Origin of the sequence: Streptomyces cyanogenus (genome assembly GCF_017526105.1) — a bacterium.
Taxonomy (GTDB): domain Bacteria; phylum Actinomycetota; class Actinomycetes; order Streptomycetales; family Streptomycetaceae; genus Streptomyces; species Streptomyces cyanogenus.
This window is the reverse complement of sequence record NZ_CP071839.1, coordinates 3,113,177-3,131,031: the sequence shown is the minus strand read 5'-3', so window position 1 is coordinate 3,131,031 and position 17,855 is coordinate 3,113,177. Positions and strand designations below refer to the sequence as shown.

Here is a 17,855-nt window from a genome sequence, read left to right as displayed (position 1 = left end):
CATGACGTCAGCACAGATCGATGCCTATCTCCGCCGGCTAGGGATCGCGCGCCCGCAGCAGCCCACCAGTGAGGCGTTGCGTGCGCTCCACCTGAGCCATCTGCGAACCGTCCCCTTCGAGAACCTGTCGGTCCACCTCGGGGAGGAGATCACGCTGGAGGAGCAGCGGCTGCTGGACAAGATGACCGGGGCCCGGCGGGGCGGCTTCTGCTACGAACTGAACGGAGCGTTCGGGACGTTGCTCGCCGCCCTCGGCTATCGCGTGGAGCTGCTCGCGGGACGCGTGTACGGCGACGACGGGAGGCTCGGGATCCCTTACGACCATCTTGCGCTGCGGGTACGGACGGTGGAGGGGGACACCTGGCTCGCCGACGTCGGGTTCGGAGCGCACAGCCACTACCCGCTGGCCTGCGCGGAACGCGGGGAGCAGGACGACCCCGGTGGCAGGTTCCGGGTGGTGGAGGCCGGGCCGGACCCGGCCGGGGTGCGCGGCGGGGACGCGCCGGGCGCCGGGGACCTGGACGTCGTGCGGGACGGCACGCCGCAGTACCGGCTGGAGACCCGTCCCCGGGTGCTCGGGGACTTCGTGGCCGGCGCCTGGTGGCACAGCACCTCGCCCTCCTCGCACTTCACCCGGTCCCTGGTCTGTTCACGGCTCACCGAGGACGGCGGGAGGATCACGCTCAGCGGGCGCAAGCTGAAGACGACCGCCGTGGACGGCACGCAGGAGACGCGTGAGCTGGAGACGGACGAGGAGGTGCTGACGGTCTACCGGGAACGCTTCGGGATCGAGCTGGGCTGCGTGCCGGCTGTGCGAAATCCTGGCCTGAGCTGACCCGACCTGACCGACTGAACGGTGCCGTAGCTGTTCGGCCGCCGGCCGGGCAACCGCGGGTGGTGATCGACGCGGCGTCCGTCGACACCGGGGTGCCGGTGCGTGACCACGGTCTGCGGTCGGCGGACCCCCTGGACGCGGGGCGCGGTCCCGGGGGCTGACCTGGCCCTTCGCCGTGCTCCCGGTGCCGGAGAATGGGCCCGTGAGTGATGTGAGACATGTGCTGGTGCTGCCCGACCGCGATGCCGCCGAGGAAGCGGCCGAGACGCTCGGGGAGCGGTTCGGGATCGACGAGGAGCCCCGGCTCGTCCGTGACGCGCTGGCCGGCGAGGACGACGCCGAGGACGCCCAGTGGCTCGTGATCCTGCGGGACGAGGACGAGCGGCTCGATCCCGCCGAGCTGGACGCGTTCGCGGGGGAATGGGACGGCTGGCGCGAGGAGCCGTGACCCCGAGCTGCGACTCCCGCAGCCCGTGACTCCGAGCCCGTGACTCCGAGTCGTCACCCCAAGCCTGTGATCCCAAGCCTGTGACTCCCAGCCCGTGCCCCCGAGCCCGTGTGCCCGAGCGTGAGCCCCCCGGCCAGTGCCCCCAAGCCCCGATCCCAAGCCCGCGCCCCCAGCCCGCGCCCCCAGCCTGTGCCCCCGAGCCTGTGACCCCCAGCTGTGCCCGCGAGACCCATGCCCCTGAGCCCGTGCTCCGAGCCCGTGCCCCCCCAGCCCGGTCCCCCGAGCCCGACTCGGGGTCCGCTCCGGGACCGGTCAGGGTGCCGGGGCCGCTTCGATGTCAGTGCCGCGTGGGATGCTGTAGGCGATGGCCAGGAAGACTGCGAATGACGACCCTCTCGCCCCGGTGACCCTCGCCGTGGGCCAGGAGGACCTCCTGCTCGACCGTGCCGTGCAGGAGGTGATGGCCGCCGCCAAGGCCGCCGACGCCGACACGGACGTACGTGACCTGACCCCGGACCAGCTGCAGCCCGGCACCCTGGCCGAGCTGACCAGCCCGTCGCTCTTCGCCGAGCGCAAGGTCGTGGTCGTACGCAACGCGCAGGACCTGTCCGCCGACACGGTCAAGGACGTGAAGGCGTACCTCGGTTCGCCCGCCGAGGAGATCACACTCGTACTGCTGCATGCCGGCGGCGCGAAGGGCAAGGGGCTGCTGGACGCCGCGCGCAAGGCAGGGGCGCGGGAGGTGGCCTGTCCGAAGATGACCAAGCCGGCGGACCGACTGGCCTTCGTGCGGGCGGAGTTCCGTGCCGTCGGGCGGTCGGCCACCCCCGAGGCGTGCCAGGCGCTCTGCGACGCCATCGGGAGCGACCTGCGGGAGCTGGCCTCGGCGGTCTCGCAGCTCGTCGCCGACGTGGAGGGGACGATCGACGAGGCGATCGTCGGCCGGTACTACACCGGCCGGGCCGAGGCCTCCAGCTTCACGGTCGCCGACCGGGCCGTGGAGGGCCGCACGGCGGAGGCGCTGGAGGCACTCAGATGGTCGCTGGCGACGGGCGTGGCGCCGGTGATGATCACCAGCGCACTGGCGCAGGGCGTCCGGGCGATCGGGAAGCTGTCCTCGGCCCGGGGCGGCCGGCCGGCCGATCTGGCGCGCGAGCTGGGCATGCCGCCGTGGAAGATCGACCGGGTGCGGCAGCAGATGCGGGGATGGACGCCGGACGGGGTCGCGGTGGCCCTCAGAGCAGTCGCCGAAGCCGACGCGGGAGTGAAGGGAGGCGGGGACGACCCCGAGTACGCCCTGGAGAAGGCGGTCGTGACGATCGCGAGGGCCGCGCGGTCCAGAGGCCGGGGCTGATCCTGTCGCCGCGGGGTCGCCGGCGAGCAGAACCACGGGTGACGGACGTACGTCGCCGACGAACCGGCAGGTGGTGATCGCCGTGGCCGATCACCCGCACGCGGAACTCGTCCGCAAGGCTGCGAAGCCTTCTCACGCGGTGACGTGGACACCTTGCGCGGACTCCTTCGCGGGGGATGCCCGACTTCGTGCCATGCCGAAGGCCCCGTCACCCACCCTGGGGAAGGGGGAGCGCCGGGGCCTTCGGATCAAGCTGGTGAGCCCGTTCCCGCGTGGCGAACGCAGGCCGCGAACAGGCTCGGGGGTGCCGGACGGGAGCGGATGAGAGAGGGCCCGCTCTGGGTCCTTCCGGCGGTCAGATCAGAGAGGTTCAGCCCTTGAGGGACGCGACCTTGGAAGCAAGCGCCGACTTCTTGTTGGCGGCCTGGTTCTTGTGGATGACGCCCTTCGAGACGGCCTTGTCGAGCGCACGCGCGGCAGCGCGCTGCAGCTCGGTGGCCTTCTCGACGTCACCCGCGGCAGCGGCCTCGCGGGCCTTGCGGATCGCGGTCTTCAGGGAGGACTTGACGGCCTTGTTGCGCAGCCGAGCCTTCTCGTTGGTCTTGATCCGCTTGATCTGGGACTTGATGTTCGCCACGAAGGAGCCTTTTCAGGTTCAGGTGCGGGGCCGCTCGGGTCCCGTACCGGTGATCCAAAATTTTCTGTCGCGCCTCGCGCTGAGAGGGCATGAGGCACAGCCATCTACAGTACCAGTGGCCCTCCGGACGGCCCAAAACGGCCCCCGGTCCCTGCCCGTGGGACCATGGAGACTACGTAACGATCCGACCCGAGGCATAAGGCGCCTCAAGAGACAGGACCCTGCGTGCCCGCGACCCCTAACCATGTGCCCGAGCCGAGCCGTACCGACCCGGCTCTGATCCGCAATTTCTGCATCATCGCGCACATCGACCACGGCAAGTCCACGCTCGCCGACCGGATGCTCCAGCTGACCGGTGTGGTCGAGCAGCGGCAGATGCGTGCTCAGTACCTCGACCGGATGGACATCGAGCGCGAGCGCGGCATCACGATCAAGTCCCAGGCGGTGCGTCTGCCCTGGGCCCCGACCGAGGGCCCCGACCAGGGCACGACCCACATCCTCAACATGATCGACACCCCGGGGCACGTCGACTTCACCTACGAGGTCTCGCGGTCGCTCGCCGCCTGCGAGGGGACCATCCTCCTCGTCGACGCCGCCCAGGGCATCGAGGCGCAGACCCTCGCCAACCTCTACCTGGCGATGGAGAACGACCTCACGATCATCCCGGTGCTGAACAAGATCGACCTGCCGGCCGCCCAGCCGGAGAAGTTCGCCGAGGAGCTGGCGAACCTGGTCGGCTGTGACCCGGAGGACGTGCTCAAGGTCTCCGCGAAGACCGGTCTCGGTGTGGACGCGCTGCTGAACAAGGTCGTCAAGGAGATCCCGGCACCGGTCGGGGTCGCCGACGCACCCGCCCGCGCGATGATCTTCGACTCGGTCTACGACTCCTACCGCGGTGTCGTGACGTACGTCCGTGTCATCGACGGCCAGCTCAACAAGCGCGAGCGCATCAGGATGATGTCGACCGGCGCCACCCACGAGCTGCTGGAGATCGGCGTCAACTCGCCCGAGATGCTGCCGGCGGACGGCCTCGGCGTCGGTGAGGTGGGATACCTCATCACCGGTGTGAAGGACGTCCGGCAGTCCAAGGTCGGTGACACCGTCACCAGCCAGCACAAGGGCGCCACCGAGGCGCTCGGCGGTTACAAGGACCCGAAGCCGATGGTCTTCTCGGGCCTGTACCCGCTGGACGGTTCGGACTACCCGGAGCTGCGCGAGGCCCTGGACAAGCTGCAGCTCAACGACGCCGCGCTGGTCTACGAGCCGGAGACCTCCGCCGCCCTCGGCTTCGGCTTCCGCGTCGGCTTCCTCGGCCTGCTGCACCTGGACGTGATCCGGGAGCGCCTGGAGCGCGAGTTCGGCCTCGACCTGATCGCCACCGCCCCCAACGTGGTCTACCGCGTCATCATGGAGGACGGCACCGAGGCCACCGTCACCAACCCGAGCGAGTTCCCCGAGGGGAAGATCGCCGAGGTGTACGAGCCGGTCGTGCGGGCGACGATCCTGGCGCCCACCGAGTTCATCGGCGCGATCATGGAGCTGTGCCAGACCCGGCGCGGCACGCTGCTCGGCATGGACTACCTCTCCGAGGACCGCGTCGAGATCCGCTACACGCTGCCGCTCGCGGAGATCGTCTTCGACTTCTTCGACCAGCTGAAGTCCAAGACGCGCGGATACGCCTCGCTGGACTACGAGCCCACGGGCGAGCAGTCCTCCAGCCTCGTGAAGGTCGACATCCTGCTGCACGGCGACAAGGTGGACGCCTTCTCGGCGATCACCCACAAGGACCAGGCGTACGCGTACGGCGTGCGGCTCGTCGCCAAGCTCAAGGAGCTGATCCCGCGGCAGAACTTCGAGGTGCCGGTGCAGGCCGCCATCGGCTCCCGGGTCATCGCCCGCGAGACCATCCGCGCCATCCGCAAGGACGTCCTCGCCAAGTGCTACGGCGGTGACATCTCCCGTAAGCGGAAGCTGCTGGAGAAGCAGAAGGAAGGCAAGAAGCGGATGAAGATGGTGGGTTCGGTGGAGGTTCCGCAGGAAGCCTTCATCGCGGTTCTCTCCAGCGATGACAGCGCGGGGTCGGCCAAGAGCAAGAAGTAACCGGAGGTAACTGCCGGTCACGCCCGCAAACCGGGCATGTGGGGGTCCGTCGTGCGAAAGCATGGCGGGCCCCTGCTGCGTGCCGAGCGCCGCGCTGAGCGGAAAGTGACGGGCCGAAGCCCCTTACGTAGCGGCCGGTCGGCCCTTACCCTGTCCCTGCTCGATAGTTACTCGCGAGTTAAACAAGAGCCTGAATCCCCACCGTGAGTTAACCCAGCCGCACCGAGTCAGCCGCACCGTCGCGGGCCCCCGGAGGATGTCGTGAGCGACACACAGACCCTGATCGAGAACCGTCCGCCGTCCGTGGCAGCCCTCTTCCTGGAGCGCGTGGCGGCCACACCGGACGCCGAGGCCTACCGCTACCCCGTGCCGCCGGCCTCCGGCCAGGGCCCCGACGAGTGGAAGTCGCTCAGCTGGGGCCAGGCGGCCGAGCGGGTGTACGCGATCGCGGCCGGGCTCATCGAGCTGGGCGTCCAGCCCGAGCAGCGGGTGGCGCTCGCCTCCTCCACCCGGGTGGAGTGGATCCTCGCCGACCTCGGCATCATGTGCGCCGGTGGCGCCACCACGACCGTCTACCCGCAGACCAACGCCGACGAGTCGGCGTTCATCCTCTCCGACTCCGAGAGCCGGGTGCTGATCGCCGAGGACGCGGCCCAGCTCGCCAAGGCCGTCGAGAAGCGGGCCGAGCTGCCCGCGCTGACCAAGGTCGTGGTCATCGACCCGGCCGGCGTCGAGAGCGGCGACTGGGTGCTCACCCTCGCCGAGCTGGAGGAGCGCGGCACCGCCTACCTTGAGCAGCACCCACAGCTGATCAAGGAGCGGGTCGGCGCGATCACCAAGGACCAGCTCGCCACCCTCATCTACACCTCCGGCACCACCGGCCGCCCCAAGGGAGTGCGCCTGCCGCACGACAACTGGGCCTACATGGCGAAAGCCACCGCCGCGACCGGCCTGATCAGCGCCGAGGACGTGCAGTACCTGTGGCTGCCGCTCGCGCACGTCTTCGGCAAGGTGCTCACCTCCGGGCAGATCGAGGTCGGGCACGTCACCGCCGTGGACGGCCGGGTCGACAAGATCATCGAGAACCTGCCGGTGGTGCAGCCGACGTACATGGCGGCCGTGCCGCGCATCTTCGAGAAGGTCTACAACGGCGTCGCCGCCAAGGCCCGCCAGGGCGGCCCGGCCAAGTACAAGATCTTCCAGTGGGCCGCCGAGGTCGCCCGCGAGTACGCCAAGGTCAGCCAGGACAACTTCCGCCGCACCGGCACCCACGCGGTGCCCTTCGGGCTGGCCGCCAAGCACAAGGTCGCCGACACCCTCGTCTACGGCAAGATCCGCGAGGCCTTCGGCGGCCGGCTGCGCGCCTGCGTCTCCGGCGCCTCGGCGCTCTCCCCGGAGATCGGCTACTTCTTCGCCGGCGCCGGCATCCACATCCTGGAGGGCTACGGCCTCACCGAGACCTCCGCGGCCTCCTTCATCAACCCCGGCGAGGCCTACCGCACCGGCACGGTCGGCAAGCCGCTGCCCGGCACCGAGGTCCGCATCGCCGAGGACGGCGAGATCCTGCTGCGCAGCCCCGGCGTCATGGACGGCTACCACCAGCAGCCCGAGAAGACCGCCGAGGTGCTGGAGTCCGACGGCTGGTTCCACACCGGCGACATCGGCGAGCTGTCGCCCGACGGCTACCTGCGCATCACCGACCGCAAGAAGGACCTCATCAAGACCTCCGGCGGCAAGTACGTCGCTCCGGCCGAGGTCGAGGGCCAGTTCAAGGCGGTGTGCCCGTACGTCTCCAACATCCTGGTGCACGGCGCCGACCGGAACTACTGCACCGCCCTCATCGCCCTGGACGAGCTCGCCATCCTCGACTGGGCGAAGGAGAACGGGCTGGAGGGCAAGTCGTACGCCGAGATCGTCGCCGCGCCGCAGACGGTGGAGATGGTCGACGGGTACGTGCGGCAGCTCAACGCAGGGCTGCAGAAGTGGCAGACCATCAAGAAGTTCCGGCTGCTGCCGCGGGATCTCGATGTGGAGCACGGGGAGATCACGCCGAGCCTGAAACTGAAGCGGCCGGTGGTGGAGCGGGAGTACAAGCACCTCATCGAGGAGATGTACGTCGGTACGCGGGAGGCGTAGCGAGGTTCCGGAGGGGGCGGCGGGGGCCGCTTGCGGCGCGGCTCGTCCATGGCCCGTCGCGCGGGTCGTCCATGGCTCGTCGTGCGGTTCCCCGCGCCCCTTTGCTGCTCGCCTGCGCTCGAATGGAGCCCTCTTGTGTTCACTTCGGTGACTCAACGGTGATGGGCGCCTCCGGTCTGTCACTCTGGCCGCATGGACATGGCGGCCATACCGACGCAGCGGGAGAGCGGCGGCACCCACCCCGGTGAGACACGGGGCCGGGCCACACTGCCCGGGAGTCCCCTCGCGCCGGGGGCGGCCCGCGCGCTGGTGCGGACCGCGCTGGCCGAGGCGCCCGGGGTCGCCGCCCGGCTCGCCGACGACGCCATGGCCGTCGTCAGCGAACTGGTCACCAACGCCGTCGTGCACGCCGGCACCGAGATGCACCTTGAGTGGCGGCTGGAGGACACCGGCGCGTTCGTCGTCGAGGTGCACGACCAGCACCCCACCCGGGCCCCGCGGGACGCCACGGGCGGCGAGGGGACGTATGACACCCCGGAGTACGGACGCGGCCTGCGCCTGGTCGCCACGCTCGCCGAGTCCTGGGGCGTCACCTACCGCACCGGTGCCAAGACCGTCTGGGCGCGGCTGCCCCCGGGCGGCAGCGAGACCCCGGACGGCCCGGGCCCCGGCCCCGCCCTCGGGATCGCCGAGGACCTCGCCCCGCAGCCGCACCGCGCCGAGGGCGACCGGGACTGGCTCGGCCGGGGTGCCCTGTCCTTCCTCGCCGAGGCCTCCGACCTGCTCGCCGGACAGCTGGACGAGAACCTGGTCGCCGCGCTCACCGGCCAGCTGATCGTGCCGCGGCTCGCCGACTGGTGCGCGGTCTGGCTGGAGGACGAGGCGACCGTACGCGGCGGCGCCGGCGGCGGGCCCGCCCGGGTCTGGCACGCCAGCGAGGCCCGCATCGAGGAACTGCGGTCCGCCCTGGAGAAGGAGCCGCCGTGCCCGCCGGACGGGCTGCGCTCCGGCCCCGAGCCCTACCCGTGGCCGGGCCACGCCCTCGGCCCGCAGGGCGTCCACGGGACGGCGCTGTCGTACCGGCTGATCGCGGGCGGGCGGCCGCTCGGCACGCTGGTCATCGGCCGGTGCGGGATCACGGGCTTTCCCGACGAGGTCACCGGGCTGGTGGAGGACCTCGGCCGCAGGGTCGCCCTCGCCATCGGCGCGGCCCGCCAGTACGCCCGCCAGGCCACGATCAGCGCCGTCCTCCAGCGCGGCCTGCTGCCTGGCGCGGTCGCCGAGATCCCCGGCGTGCGCAGCGCGCTCGTCTACGAGCCCTGCGACAAGGGCGGCCCGAGCGGCGACTTCTACGACCTGTTCCCGGCGGGCGACGGCCGCTGGTGCTTCGCCGTCGGCGACGTCCAGGGCAAGGGCCCGGAGGCCGCCGTGGTGATCGGCCTGGCCCGCCCCTGGCTGCGCCTCCTGGCCCGTGAGGGCTACCGGGTCGCCGACGTCCTGGACCGCCTCAACCAGCTCCTGCTGGACGACGCCACCGAGGCCGCCGACGCCGCCGCCCGCGCCCTGGTCGCCGGGGGCCGGCCGATGGCCGCCGGGGACGGCCCGCAGACCCGGTTCCTCTCCCTCCTCTACGGCGAGCTGACGCCGTACGACGGCGGGGTCCGCTGCACCCTCGCCTCCGCCGGCCACCCGCTGCCGCTCGTCCTCGGCCCCGACGGCACCGTGCGCACCGCCGCCCGCCCGCAGACGCTGCTCGGCGTCGTGGAGGACGAGACGTACACGAGCGAGACCCTGGAGCTGCGCCCCGGCGACAGCCTGCTGTGCGTCACCGACGGGGTCACCGAGCGGCGCTCCGGCAGCCGCCAGTTCGACGACGGCGACGGGCTCGCCCGCGCCCTGTCCGGCTGCGCCGGGCTCAGCGCCGAGCTGATCGCGGAAAGGATCCGCCGCCTGGTCCACGACTTCGGCGGCGGCCTGCCCGAGGACGACCTGGCCCTGCTGGTGCTCCAGGCGGAGTAACGCTCGCGGTGCTGGACAATGGAAGGCATGCCTTCCGCACTCCCCGACGGCGAGCCCGTCCCCGCCGACGGCGCGCTGCCCGCGCACGCGCTCGCCGGGGCAGCCGGCCGCCCGCTCGGCTTCTACCTGCACGTCCCGTACTGCGCGACCCGCTGCGGCTACTGCGACTTCAACACCTACACCGCGACCGAGCTGCGCGGCAGCGGCGGTGTGCTCGCCTCCCGGGACAACTACGCGGACACCCTCGCGGACGAGATCCGGCTGGCGCGGAAGGTGCTGGGCGACGACCCGCGCGAGGTCCGCACGGTCTTCGTCGGCGGCGGTACGCCGACGCTGCTGGCCGCCGACGATCTCGTACGGATGCTGGGGGCGATCCGGGACGAGTTCGGGCTGGCGCCGGACGCGGAGATCACCACGGAGGCGAACCCGGAGTCCGTCGACCCCGCGTACCTCGCCACCCTCCGCGCGGGCGGCTTCAACCGGATCTCCTTCGGCATGCAGAGTGCCAGGCAGCATGTGCTGCGCGTGCTCGACCGGACGCACACCCCCGGCCGCCCCGAGGCGTGTGTCGCGGAGGCGAGGGCGGCGGGCTTCGAGCACGTCAACCTCGACCTGATCTACGGCACGCCGGGGGAGAGCGACGACGACTGGCGGGCGTCCCTGGAGGCCGCCCTCGGTGCCGGCCCCGACCACATCAGCGCCTACGCGCTCATCGTGGAGGAGGGCACCCAGCTCGCCCGCCGGATCCGCCGGGGCGAGGTCCCGATGACCGACGACGACGTGCACGCCGACCGGTACCTGATCGCCGAGGAGATGCTGGGCCGGGCGGGCTTCGAGTGGTACGAGGTCTCCAACTGGGCCACCTCCGAGGCGGGCCGCTGCCTGCACAACGAGCTGTACTGGCGCGGCGCCGACTGGTGGGGCGCGGGCCCCGGAGCCCACTCGCACGTGGGCGGGGTCCGCTGGTGGAACGTCAAGCACCCGGGGGCGTACGCGGCGGCCCTCGCCTCCGGCCGCTCCCCGGGCGCGGGCCGGGAGCTGCTGTCCGACGAGGACCGGCGGGTGGAGCGCATCCTGCTGGAGCTGCGGCTGCGGGAAGGGGTTTTGCTGTCCCTGCTGAAGGAGGAGGGGCTGGCGGCTTCCCGGCGCGCGCTGGCGGACGGGCTGCTTCAGGAGGGGCCGTACGAGCAGGGGCGGGCCGTGCTGACCCTGCGGGGGCGGCTGCTGGCGGACGCGGTGGTACGTGACCTGGTGGACTGATCACTCGGGTGGGTGAACCCCTGTGAACCGACGTTCCGCTCCCACCTGGTCATCGAGTTCGTCAGGCCCCACCGCTGCCCGTGACGAAGTCGATCAGCTCCTCCACCCTCCCCAGCAGCTCCGGCTCCAGGTCCTTGTAGGACCCCACCCGCTTCAGGATCGCCTGCCACACCGCCCCGGTGTTCTCCGAAGGCCAGCCCAGCGCCCGGCACACGCCCGTCTTCCAGTCCTGCCCCTTCGGCACCGCCGGCCACGCCTCGATGCCCAGCGAGGAGGGCTTCACCGCCTGCCAGATGTCGATGAACGGGTGGCCGACCACCAGCGCGTGCTCGCTGGTCACCGACTCCGCGATGTGCCACTCCTTCGTGCCCGGCACCAGGTGGTCCACGAGGACGCCCAGGCGGGCGTCCGGGCCCGGGGCGAAGGACTCCACGATGGACGGCAGGTCGTCCACGCCCTCCAGGTACTCCACGACCACGCCCTCGATCCGCAGGTCGTCGCCCCACACCTTCTCGACCAGCTCGGCGTCGTGCCGGCCCTCCACGTAGATGCGGCCGGCGCGGGCCACACGCGCGCGTGCCCGGGGGACGGCGACCGAACCGGAGGCCGTACGGGTGGGCCGTACCGGAGCCGGCGAGGACGGCCGGACCAGCGTCACCACCCGGCCCTCCAGCAGGAAGCCGCGCGGCTCCAGCGGGAACACCCGGTGCTTGCCGAAGCGGTCCTCCAGCGTCACGGTGCCGGCCTCGCAGCGGATCACCGCCCCGCAGAACCCGGTGCCGGGCTCCTCCACCACCAGGCCCGGCTCGGCCGGAACCTCCGGCACCGGCTTCGGCTTCTTCCACGGAGGGGTCAGGTCGGCGGAGTACACACGAGGGCGCGGGCCCGAGGGACCCTCGTCGGAAGGGCGGTGGCGGGAGACGGGTGGGCGCATTCGGATGACGATAGGAGAAGCCGCGCACCGCGGCGTACGACACGCCGGAACGGCCGGGAAGAGCAGCTCAGATCACGCCGAACCGTGCTGCCAGGTCCTGTCGTTGGCGGCGGACGAACCCCGCGTCGACCACCGCGCCGTGACCCGGCACGTACAGCGCGTCCTCGCCGCCCAGGGCCAGCAGCCGGTCGAGGGCGTCCGGCCAGCGGGACGGGACCGCGTCCGGGCCCGCCTGCGGCTCGCCGGACTCCTCCACCAGGTCGCCGCAGAAGACCACCTCCGGATCCCCCGGCACCAGGACCGCGAGGTCGTACGCGGTGTGGCCGGGGCCCACGTTGGCCAGCAGCGCCTGCCGGCCGCCGCCGAGGTCGAGGGTCCACTCGCCGGAGACCAGGTGGCCGGGCGGGACGAGCGCGTCCACCGCCTCGTCCGCGTCCGCCACCGGCAGCCCGTTCCTGATCGCGTCCAGGCGCAGCTCCGCGCGCTCGTGCGACAGCGCCGCGTCCAGGCCCACCGCCGCGTACACCTCGGCCCCGGCGAACGCGGCCGCGCCGAACACGTGGTCGAAATGGGGGTGGGTGAGCGCGAGATGGGTCACACGGCCGCCCGCCAGTTCCTCGGCCTGCGCGCGCAGCCGGGCCCCCTCCGCCAGGCTCGACCCGGCGTCCACGAGGAGCGCCGTGTCCTCCCCGAGGACCAGCCCCGCCGTGCAGTCCCAGCCGGGCAGCCGGCACCGCCCCACCCCGGCGGTCAGCCGTTCCCAGCCCAGCTCTTCCCAAGTCACGCTCATAGCGGCGACGCTAGCGGTACGAACCGGTACCGCGGCCCGACCTTGCCCAGTGTGTACCCGACAGCCGTACACTGGGCCGGGGGAACGTTGGCACTCGCATGCGAAGAGTGCCAGGCCGACGACCCGAAGGGACGAGGGGACGACATGCTGGAGGTGCGCGCGAATGCTGAGTGAACGCAGGCTTCAGGTACTGCGCGCCATCGTCCAGGACTATGTCGGCACCGAGGAGCCGGTCGGGTCGAAGGCCCTGACCGAGCGGCACAACCTCGGGGTCTCCCCGGCGACCGTCCGCAACGACATGGCGGCCCTGGAGGACGAGGGGTACATCGCCCAGCCGCACACCAGCGCGGGGCGGATCCCCACGGACAAGGGCTACCGGCTCTTCGTGGACAAGCTCGCGGGCGTGAAGCCGATGACCGCGCCCGAGCGGCGGGCCATCCAGAACTTCCTGGAGGGCGCCGTCGACCTGGACGACGTCGTGGCGCGGACGGTGCGGCTGCTGGCGCAGCTGACCCGGCAGGTCGCCGTCGTGCAGTACCCGTCGCTGACCCGGTCCACGGTCCGGCACGTGGAGCTGCTCTCGATGGCTCCCGCGCGCGTGATGCTCGTGCTGATCACGGACACCGGCCGGGTCGAGCAGCGTATGGTCGACTGCCCGGCGCCGTTCGGCGAGGCCTCGCTCGCGGACCTCAGGGCGCGGCTCAACAGCCGGGTCGCGGGCCGCCGGTTCACCGATGTGCCGAAGCTGGTCGAGGACCTGCCGGAGGCCTTCGAGCCGGAGGACCGCGGTACGGTCTCCACGGTGCTCTCCACTCTGCTGGAGACACTGGTGGAGGAGAACGAGGAGCGGCTGATGATCGGCGGTACCGCCAATCTCACCCGCTTCGTGCATGACTTCCCCCTCACGATCCGGCCCGTCCTGGAGGCCCTGGAGGAGCAGGTCGTGCTCCTCAAGCTCCTCGGCGAGGCGAAGGATCCGGGCGTGACCGTGCGCATCGGCCACGAGAACGCCCACGAGGGACTCAACTCCACCTCCGTCGTGTCGGTCGGCTACGGTTCGGGCGGCGAGGCGGTTGCCAAGCTCGGCGTGGTCGGACCGACCCGCATGGACTACCCGGGAACGATGGGAGCGGTACGCGCAGTGGCACGGTACGTCGGACAGATCCTGGCGGAGTCGTAAGTGGCCACGGACTACTACGCCGTTCTCGGCGTGCGCCGCGACGCGTCGCAGGATGAGATCAAGAAGGCGTTCCGCCGGCTCGCGCGCGAGCTGCACCCGGACGTCAACCCCGACCCGAAGACCCAGGAGCGGTTCAAGGAGATCAACGCCGCTTACGAGGTGCTGTCGGACCCGCAGAAGAAGCAGGTCTACGACCTCGGCGGCGACCCGCTCTCCCAGTCGGGCGGCGCGGGCGCGGGCGGCTTCGGCGCGGGCGGCTTCGGCAACTTCTCCGACATCATGGACGCGTTCTTCGGCACGGCGTCGCAGCGCGGGCCGCGCTCGCGCACCCGGCGCGGCCAGGACGCGATGATCCGGATCGAGGTCGAGCTGGGCGAGGCGGCCTTCGGGACGACCAAGGACATCCAGGTCGACACCGCGGTCGTCTGCAACACCTGCAACGGTGAGGGCGCGGCTCCCGGCACGTCCGCGCAGACGTGTGACATGTGCCGCGGCCGCGGTGAGGTCTCCCAGGTCACCCGGTCCTTCCTGGGCCAGGTCATGACCTCGCGGCCCTGCCCGCAGTGCCAGGGCTTCGGAACGGTCGTGCCCACGCCGTGCCCGGAGTGCGCCGGCGACGGCCGGGTCCGCTCCCGCCGCACGCTCACCGTGAAGATCCCGGCCGGTGTCGACAACGGCACCCGGATCCAGCTCGCCGGCGAGGGCGAGGTCGGCCCCGGCGGTGGTCCGGCCGGCGACCTGTACGTCGAGATCCACGAGCTGCCGCACCCGATGTTCCAGCGGCGCGGTGACGACCTGCACTGCACGGTCACGATCCCGATGACGGCGGCGGCCCTCGGCACGAAGGTGCCGCTGGAGACGCTGGACGGCATGGAGGAGGTCGACATCCGGCCCGGTACCCAGTCCGGCCAGTCGATCCCGCTGCACAACCGGGGCGTCACGCATCTGCGCGGCGGCGGCCGGGGTGACCTGATCGTGCACGTCGAGGTGACCACGCCGACCAAGCTGGACCCCGAGCAGGAGCGACTGCTGCGCGAGCTGGCCAAGCTCCGCGGCGAGGAGCGCCCGCAGGGCCAGTTCCAGCCGGGCCAGCAGGGGCTGTTCTCGCGGCTGAAGGACGCCTTCAACGGGCGCTGAGGACGGGCGTACGGGGGGCTCCGGCCCCCTCTATGCCAGTGGCCTATGCCGGGGGAAGCCCGGATTCGGACTTGTTCGGAGGACGTGACAACATGCCGTCATGTCCTCCCCGCTGACCGATCTCTTCCCCCACCCGATCGTGCAGGCCCCCATGGCGGGCGGTGTCTCCCTCCCGCAGCTCGCCGCCGCCGTCTCCGAGGCCGGTGGCCTCGGGTTCCTCGCCGCCGGGTACAAGACCGCCGACGGCATGTACCAGGAGATCAAGCAGCTGCGCGGGCTCACGAACCGGCCCTTCGGCGTGAACGTGTGCATGCCGCAGCCCGAGCACGGTGAGTCCGGCGCGGTGGAGGTGTACGCGCACCAGCTGGCCGGCGAGGCCTCCTGGTACGAGACCGAGCTGGGCGACCCGGACAGCGGCCGGGACGACGGCTACGACGCCAAGCTCGCCGTCCTCCTCGACAACCCGGTGCCGGTGGTCTCCTTCCACTTCGGCGTGCCGAGCCGGGAGGTGTTCGACACCTTCCGCCGGGCGGGAACCCTCACCCTGGTCACCGCCACCACCGTCGAGGAGGCCCGCGCGGTGGAGCGGGCCGGCGCGGACGCGGTGATCGCCCAGGGTGTGGAGGCCGGCGGACACCAGGGCACCCACCGGGACCTCCCGGAGAACGACGGTTCCGGCATCGGACTGCTGTCGCTGGTCGCGCAGATCCGGGAGGCCGTACGCATCCCGGTCGTCGCCGCCGGCGGCATCATGTGCGGCAGCCAGATCGCCGCCGTCCTCGCGGCGGGCGCGAGCGCCGCCCAGCTGGGCACCGCCTTCCTCGCCACCCCCGAGTCCGGCGCGCACGCCCTGCACAAGCAGGCGCTGACCAACCCCCTGTTCGCGCGCACCGAGCTGACCCGCGCCTTCACCGGCCGCCCGGCCCGCGGGCTGGTCAACCGCTTCGTGCGCGAGCACGGCCCGTACGCCCCCGCCGCCTATCCGGAGGTCCACCACCTGACCTCGCCGCTGCGCAAGGCCGCCGCCAAGGCCGGGGACGCGCAGGGCATGGCGCTGTGGGCGGGGCAGGGCCACCGGATGGCCCGGGAGCTGCCGGCCGGACGGCTGGTGGAGGTGCTGGCGGCCGAACTCGCCGAGGCAGGGACAGCGTTGTCGGACCTGCCGCTGCCCGGAGGTGACCCGCGATGACCGCGCCCGTCTTCGTCGTCGACCAGCTCGGAGAACTCGACCGCTTCGGGCCGGAGTTCGTGCTCGACGGCCCCGAGGGACGGCACGCCGTGTCCGTGAAGCGACTGCGGCCGGGCGAGGACGTGGTCCTCACCGACGGGCACGGACGCTGGGCGGAGGGCGTCGTCAAGGCCGCCGAGGGCAAGGACCGGCTGGTCGTCACGGACCTGGAGCCCGTGCACGAGGAGCCGCCGGCCAGCCCGCGCATCACCGTCGTCCAGGCGCTGCCGAAGGGCGACCGCGGCGAACTGGCCGTCGAGACGATGACCGAGGTCGGCGTCGACGCGATCGTGCCCTGGCAGGCGTCCCGCTGCATCACCCAGTGGAAGGGCGAGCGCGGTCTGAAAGCCCTCGGCAAGTGGCGGGCCACCGCCCGCGAGGCCGGCAAGCAGTCCCGCCGGGTCCGTTTCCCCGACGTCGCGGACGCGGCGACGACCAGGCAGGTGGGCGCGCTGCTCGCCCGGGCGGACTTCGCCGCGGTGCTCCACGAGAGCGGTGACGCACGCCTGGCCACCGCCGAACTGCCCGCCGAGGGCGAGATCGTGCTGGTCGTCGGCCCCGAAGGCGGTGTCTCGCCGGAGGAGTTGGCGCTCTTCGCCGAGGCGGGCGCGCAGCCCTACGTCCTCGGTCCCACCGTCCTGCGCACCTCCACCGCCGGCACCGCCGCCGCGGCCCTGCTGCTGGGCCGTACCGGCCGCTGGTCCTGAACCCCTGGGGGACACCTTGGAACTCGCCCAAGTCCGGCTGCTGGTCACCGACTTCGCCGCCTGCTACCAGTTCTACGCCGAGGTTCTCGGCCTCAAGCCGCAGTCCGGGGCGACCCGGGGCCCGTACGAGAAGTTCAGCCCGCACACCGGCTCCGCCGGGATCGCTCTGCAGGACCGCGCGATGATGGCCGAGGTCCTGGCCGAGCTGGGCGACACCGCCACCGGCCACCGTTCCCTGGTCGTCCTGCGCGTCGACGACCTCGACGCCTACTGCGCCGGCATCACCGCCCGTGGCGCGGTCCTGCTGCACGGCCCGGCCCCCATGACCGACCGCATGCGCGTGGCCCACCTCAAGGACCCGGAGGGCAACCTGGTCGAACTCCAGGAGTGGCTGCTGCTGCGCGGCTGACGCCCGCCGCCGGGGGTGACGCGAGGTCACCCGCCGTCGTGCGCCGCTCGGCCGTGGCTGGTCGCGCAGCTCCCCGCGCCCCTTCGGGGGCGCCTCCGAACGAGTGAGTGGCCGTATGCGGTCTTCCGTGCGGTCCGGCCCGGTGGCACGCTGCCCCGTATGGGCGTATCGAGGCGGGTGCGGCGCGGGACGCGAGCGGTGGCCGTGGCGGGGCTCGTCGCTGCGGGTGCGGGTGCCGTCGTGGCGTGTCAGCCGGGCGGGCTCGGGTCCGCGACCGTCGCCTACACCACCGACCGGACGGCGACCGCCGCGCTGGAGCACCGGCACGTGAACGTCGACTGGCTGAGCTGCACCGGACACCAGGGGGACGACGGCACGCACGGCACCTCGCCGGCGCCGTCCGAGAGCACCGTCGTCTCCGTCGACTGCCAGGGCCAGACCGATGACGGGCGGAAGATCGTCGTCACCGGGCTGGTGACCAAGGCCGTCGACGGCGCCTGTGTGCGCGGTGACCTGACGGCCAAGGTCGGCGGCAGACAGGTGTTCCGTGTCGCCGGGCTCGGCAACTGCTCGGCGAAGCCCGGACCGACGTACCGCGCGCCGACCGGGGGACAGCCCGAGCCGGACGTGACCGTCACCGTCACCGTCACGCGGACCGTCTGGCCCGTGCAGGGCAAGTGA

16 protein-coding genes and 1 pseudogene are annotated in these 17,855 nt (G+C 72.1%); 14 read left to right on the top strand and 3 right to left on the bottom strand.

Annotated elements, in window-relative coordinates:
- Position 1: 1 nt before the first annotated feature.
- From S1361_RS14055 to holA, 4 genes and pseudogenes are all read left to right on the top strand, one after another.
- Positions 2 to 835, top strand: a complete 834-nt coding sequence (locus S1361_RS14055; RefSeq protein ID WP_208032194.1) for an arylamine N-acetyltransferase family protein — start codon at positions 2 to 4, stop codon at positions 833 to 835.
- Between the two features lie 56 nt (positions 836 to 891).
- Positions 892 to 987 (top strand): annotated as a pseudogene (locus S1361_RS40315) (YceI family protein); the annotation flags it as partial.
- Between the two features lie 50 nt (positions 988 to 1,037).
- Positions 1,038 to 1,283 (top strand): hypothetical protein, encoded by a 246-nt coding sequence (locus tag S1361_RS14050; RefSeq protein ID WP_208032193.1) that lies wholly within the window; start codon positions 1,038 to 1,040, stop codon positions 1,281 to 1,283.
- Between the two features lie 364 nt (positions 1,284 to 1,647).
- Complete coding sequence (holA, locus tag S1361_RS14045) at positions 1,648 to 2,637, top strand: DNA polymerase III subunit delta (protein WP_208032192.1); 990 nt, start codon at positions 1,648 to 1,650, stop codon at positions 2,635 to 2,637.
- Between the two features lie 370 nt (positions 2,638 to 3,007).
- Here holA and rpsT read toward each other — a convergent pair whose 3' ends face one another.
- Positions 3,008 to 3,274, bottom strand: coding sequence for a 30S ribosomal protein S20 (gene rpsT, locus S1361_RS14040; protein ID WP_004001350.1), 267 nt, complete (start codon positions 3,272 to 3,274; stop codon positions 3,008 to 3,010).
- A gap of 225 nt (positions 3,275 to 3,499) precedes the next feature.
- On the opposite strand from rpsT, the gene lepA reads away from it, so the two are divergent.
- From lepA to hemW, 4 genes are all read left to right on the top strand, one after another.
- On the top strand, positions 3,500 to 5,374 hold the full coding sequence (gene lepA / locus S1361_RS14035) for a translation elongation factor 4 (protein ID WP_208032191.1): 1,875 nt from the start codon (positions 3,500 to 3,502) through the stop codon (positions 5,372 to 5,374).
- A 261-nt stretch (positions 5,375 to 5,635) separates the two neighbouring features.
- Positions 5,636 to 7,510, top strand: a complete 1,875-nt coding sequence (locus tag S1361_RS14030; RefSeq protein ID WP_208032190.1) for an AMP-dependent synthetase/ligase — start codon at positions 5,636 to 5,638, stop codon at positions 7,508 to 7,510.
- A 198-nt stretch (positions 7,511 to 7,708) separates the two neighbouring features.
- On the top strand, positions 7,709 to 9,529 hold the full coding sequence (locus S1361_RS14025; RefSeq protein WP_243769520.1) for a SpoIIE family protein phosphatase: 1,821 nt from the start codon (positions 7,709 to 7,711) through the stop codon (positions 9,527 to 9,529).
- Positions 9,530 to 9,556: 27 nt separating this feature from the next.
- A complete protein-coding gene (gene hemW, locus S1361_RS14020; RefSeq protein WP_208032189.1) occupies positions 9,557 to 10,789 on the top strand; it encodes a radical SAM family heme chaperone HemW in 1,233 nt (410 codons plus the stop codon).
- A gap of 61 nt (positions 10,790 to 10,850) precedes the next feature.
- On the opposite strand, the gene S1361_RS14015 is transcribed toward hemW, so the two are convergent.
- Together S1361_RS14015 and S1361_RS14010 are read right to left on the bottom strand one after the other, a co-directional pair.
- Entirely contained in the window at positions 10,851 to 11,723 is an 873-nt protein-coding gene (locus S1361_RS14015) for a DUF3097 domain-containing protein (protein WP_425086604.1), read from the bottom strand.
- A gap of 67 nt (positions 11,724 to 11,790) precedes the next feature.
- Positions 11,791 to 12,513: an MBL fold metallo-hydrolase gene (locus tag S1361_RS14010; RefSeq protein WP_208032188.1), complete on the bottom strand. Its 723-nt coding sequence runs from the start codon at positions 12,511 to 12,513 to the stop codon at positions 11,791 to 11,793.
- Between the two features lie 163 nt (positions 12,514 to 12,676).
- Between S1361_RS14010 and hrcA the strand changes: the two genes are divergently transcribed.
- The 6 genes from hrcA (at position 12,677) to S1361_RS13980 (ending at position 17,855) form a co-directional block, all read left to right on the top strand.
- Positions 12,677 to 13,693, top strand: coding sequence for a heat-inducible transcriptional repressor HrcA (hrcA, locus tag S1361_RS14005; RefSeq protein ID WP_208032187.1), 1,017 nt, complete (start codon positions 12,677 to 12,679; stop codon positions 13,691 to 13,693).
- Positions 13,694 to 14,830, top strand: coding sequence for a molecular chaperone DnaJ (dnaJ, locus tag S1361_RS14000; RefSeq protein ID WP_208032186.1), 1,137 nt, complete (start codon positions 13,694 to 13,696; stop codon positions 14,828 to 14,830).
- A 100-nt stretch (positions 14,831 to 14,930) separates the two neighbouring features.
- Positions 14,931 to 16,019, top strand: coding sequence for a nitronate monooxygenase (locus S1361_RS13995; RefSeq protein ID WP_208032185.1), 1,089 nt, complete (start codon positions 14,931 to 14,933; stop codon positions 16,017 to 16,019).
- Positions 16,016 to 16,765, top strand: a complete 750-nt coding sequence (locus S1361_RS13990; RefSeq protein ID WP_208032184.1) for a 16S rRNA (uracil(1498)-N(3))-methyltransferase — start codon at positions 16,016 to 16,018, stop codon at positions 16,763 to 16,765. The genes S1361_RS13995 and S1361_RS13990 overlap by 4 nt, the downstream gene beginning before the upstream one ends.
- Positions 16,766 to 16,781: 16 nt before the next feature.
- Complete coding sequence (locus S1361_RS13985) at positions 16,782 to 17,174, top strand: VOC family protein (protein WP_208032183.1); 393 nt, start codon at positions 16,782 to 16,784, stop codon at positions 17,172 to 17,174.
- A gap of 159 nt (positions 17,175 to 17,333) precedes the next feature.
- Complete coding sequence (locus S1361_RS13980) at positions 17,334 to 17,855, top strand: hypothetical protein (RefSeq protein ID WP_208032182.1); 522 nt, start codon at positions 17,334 to 17,336, stop codon at positions 17,853 to 17,855.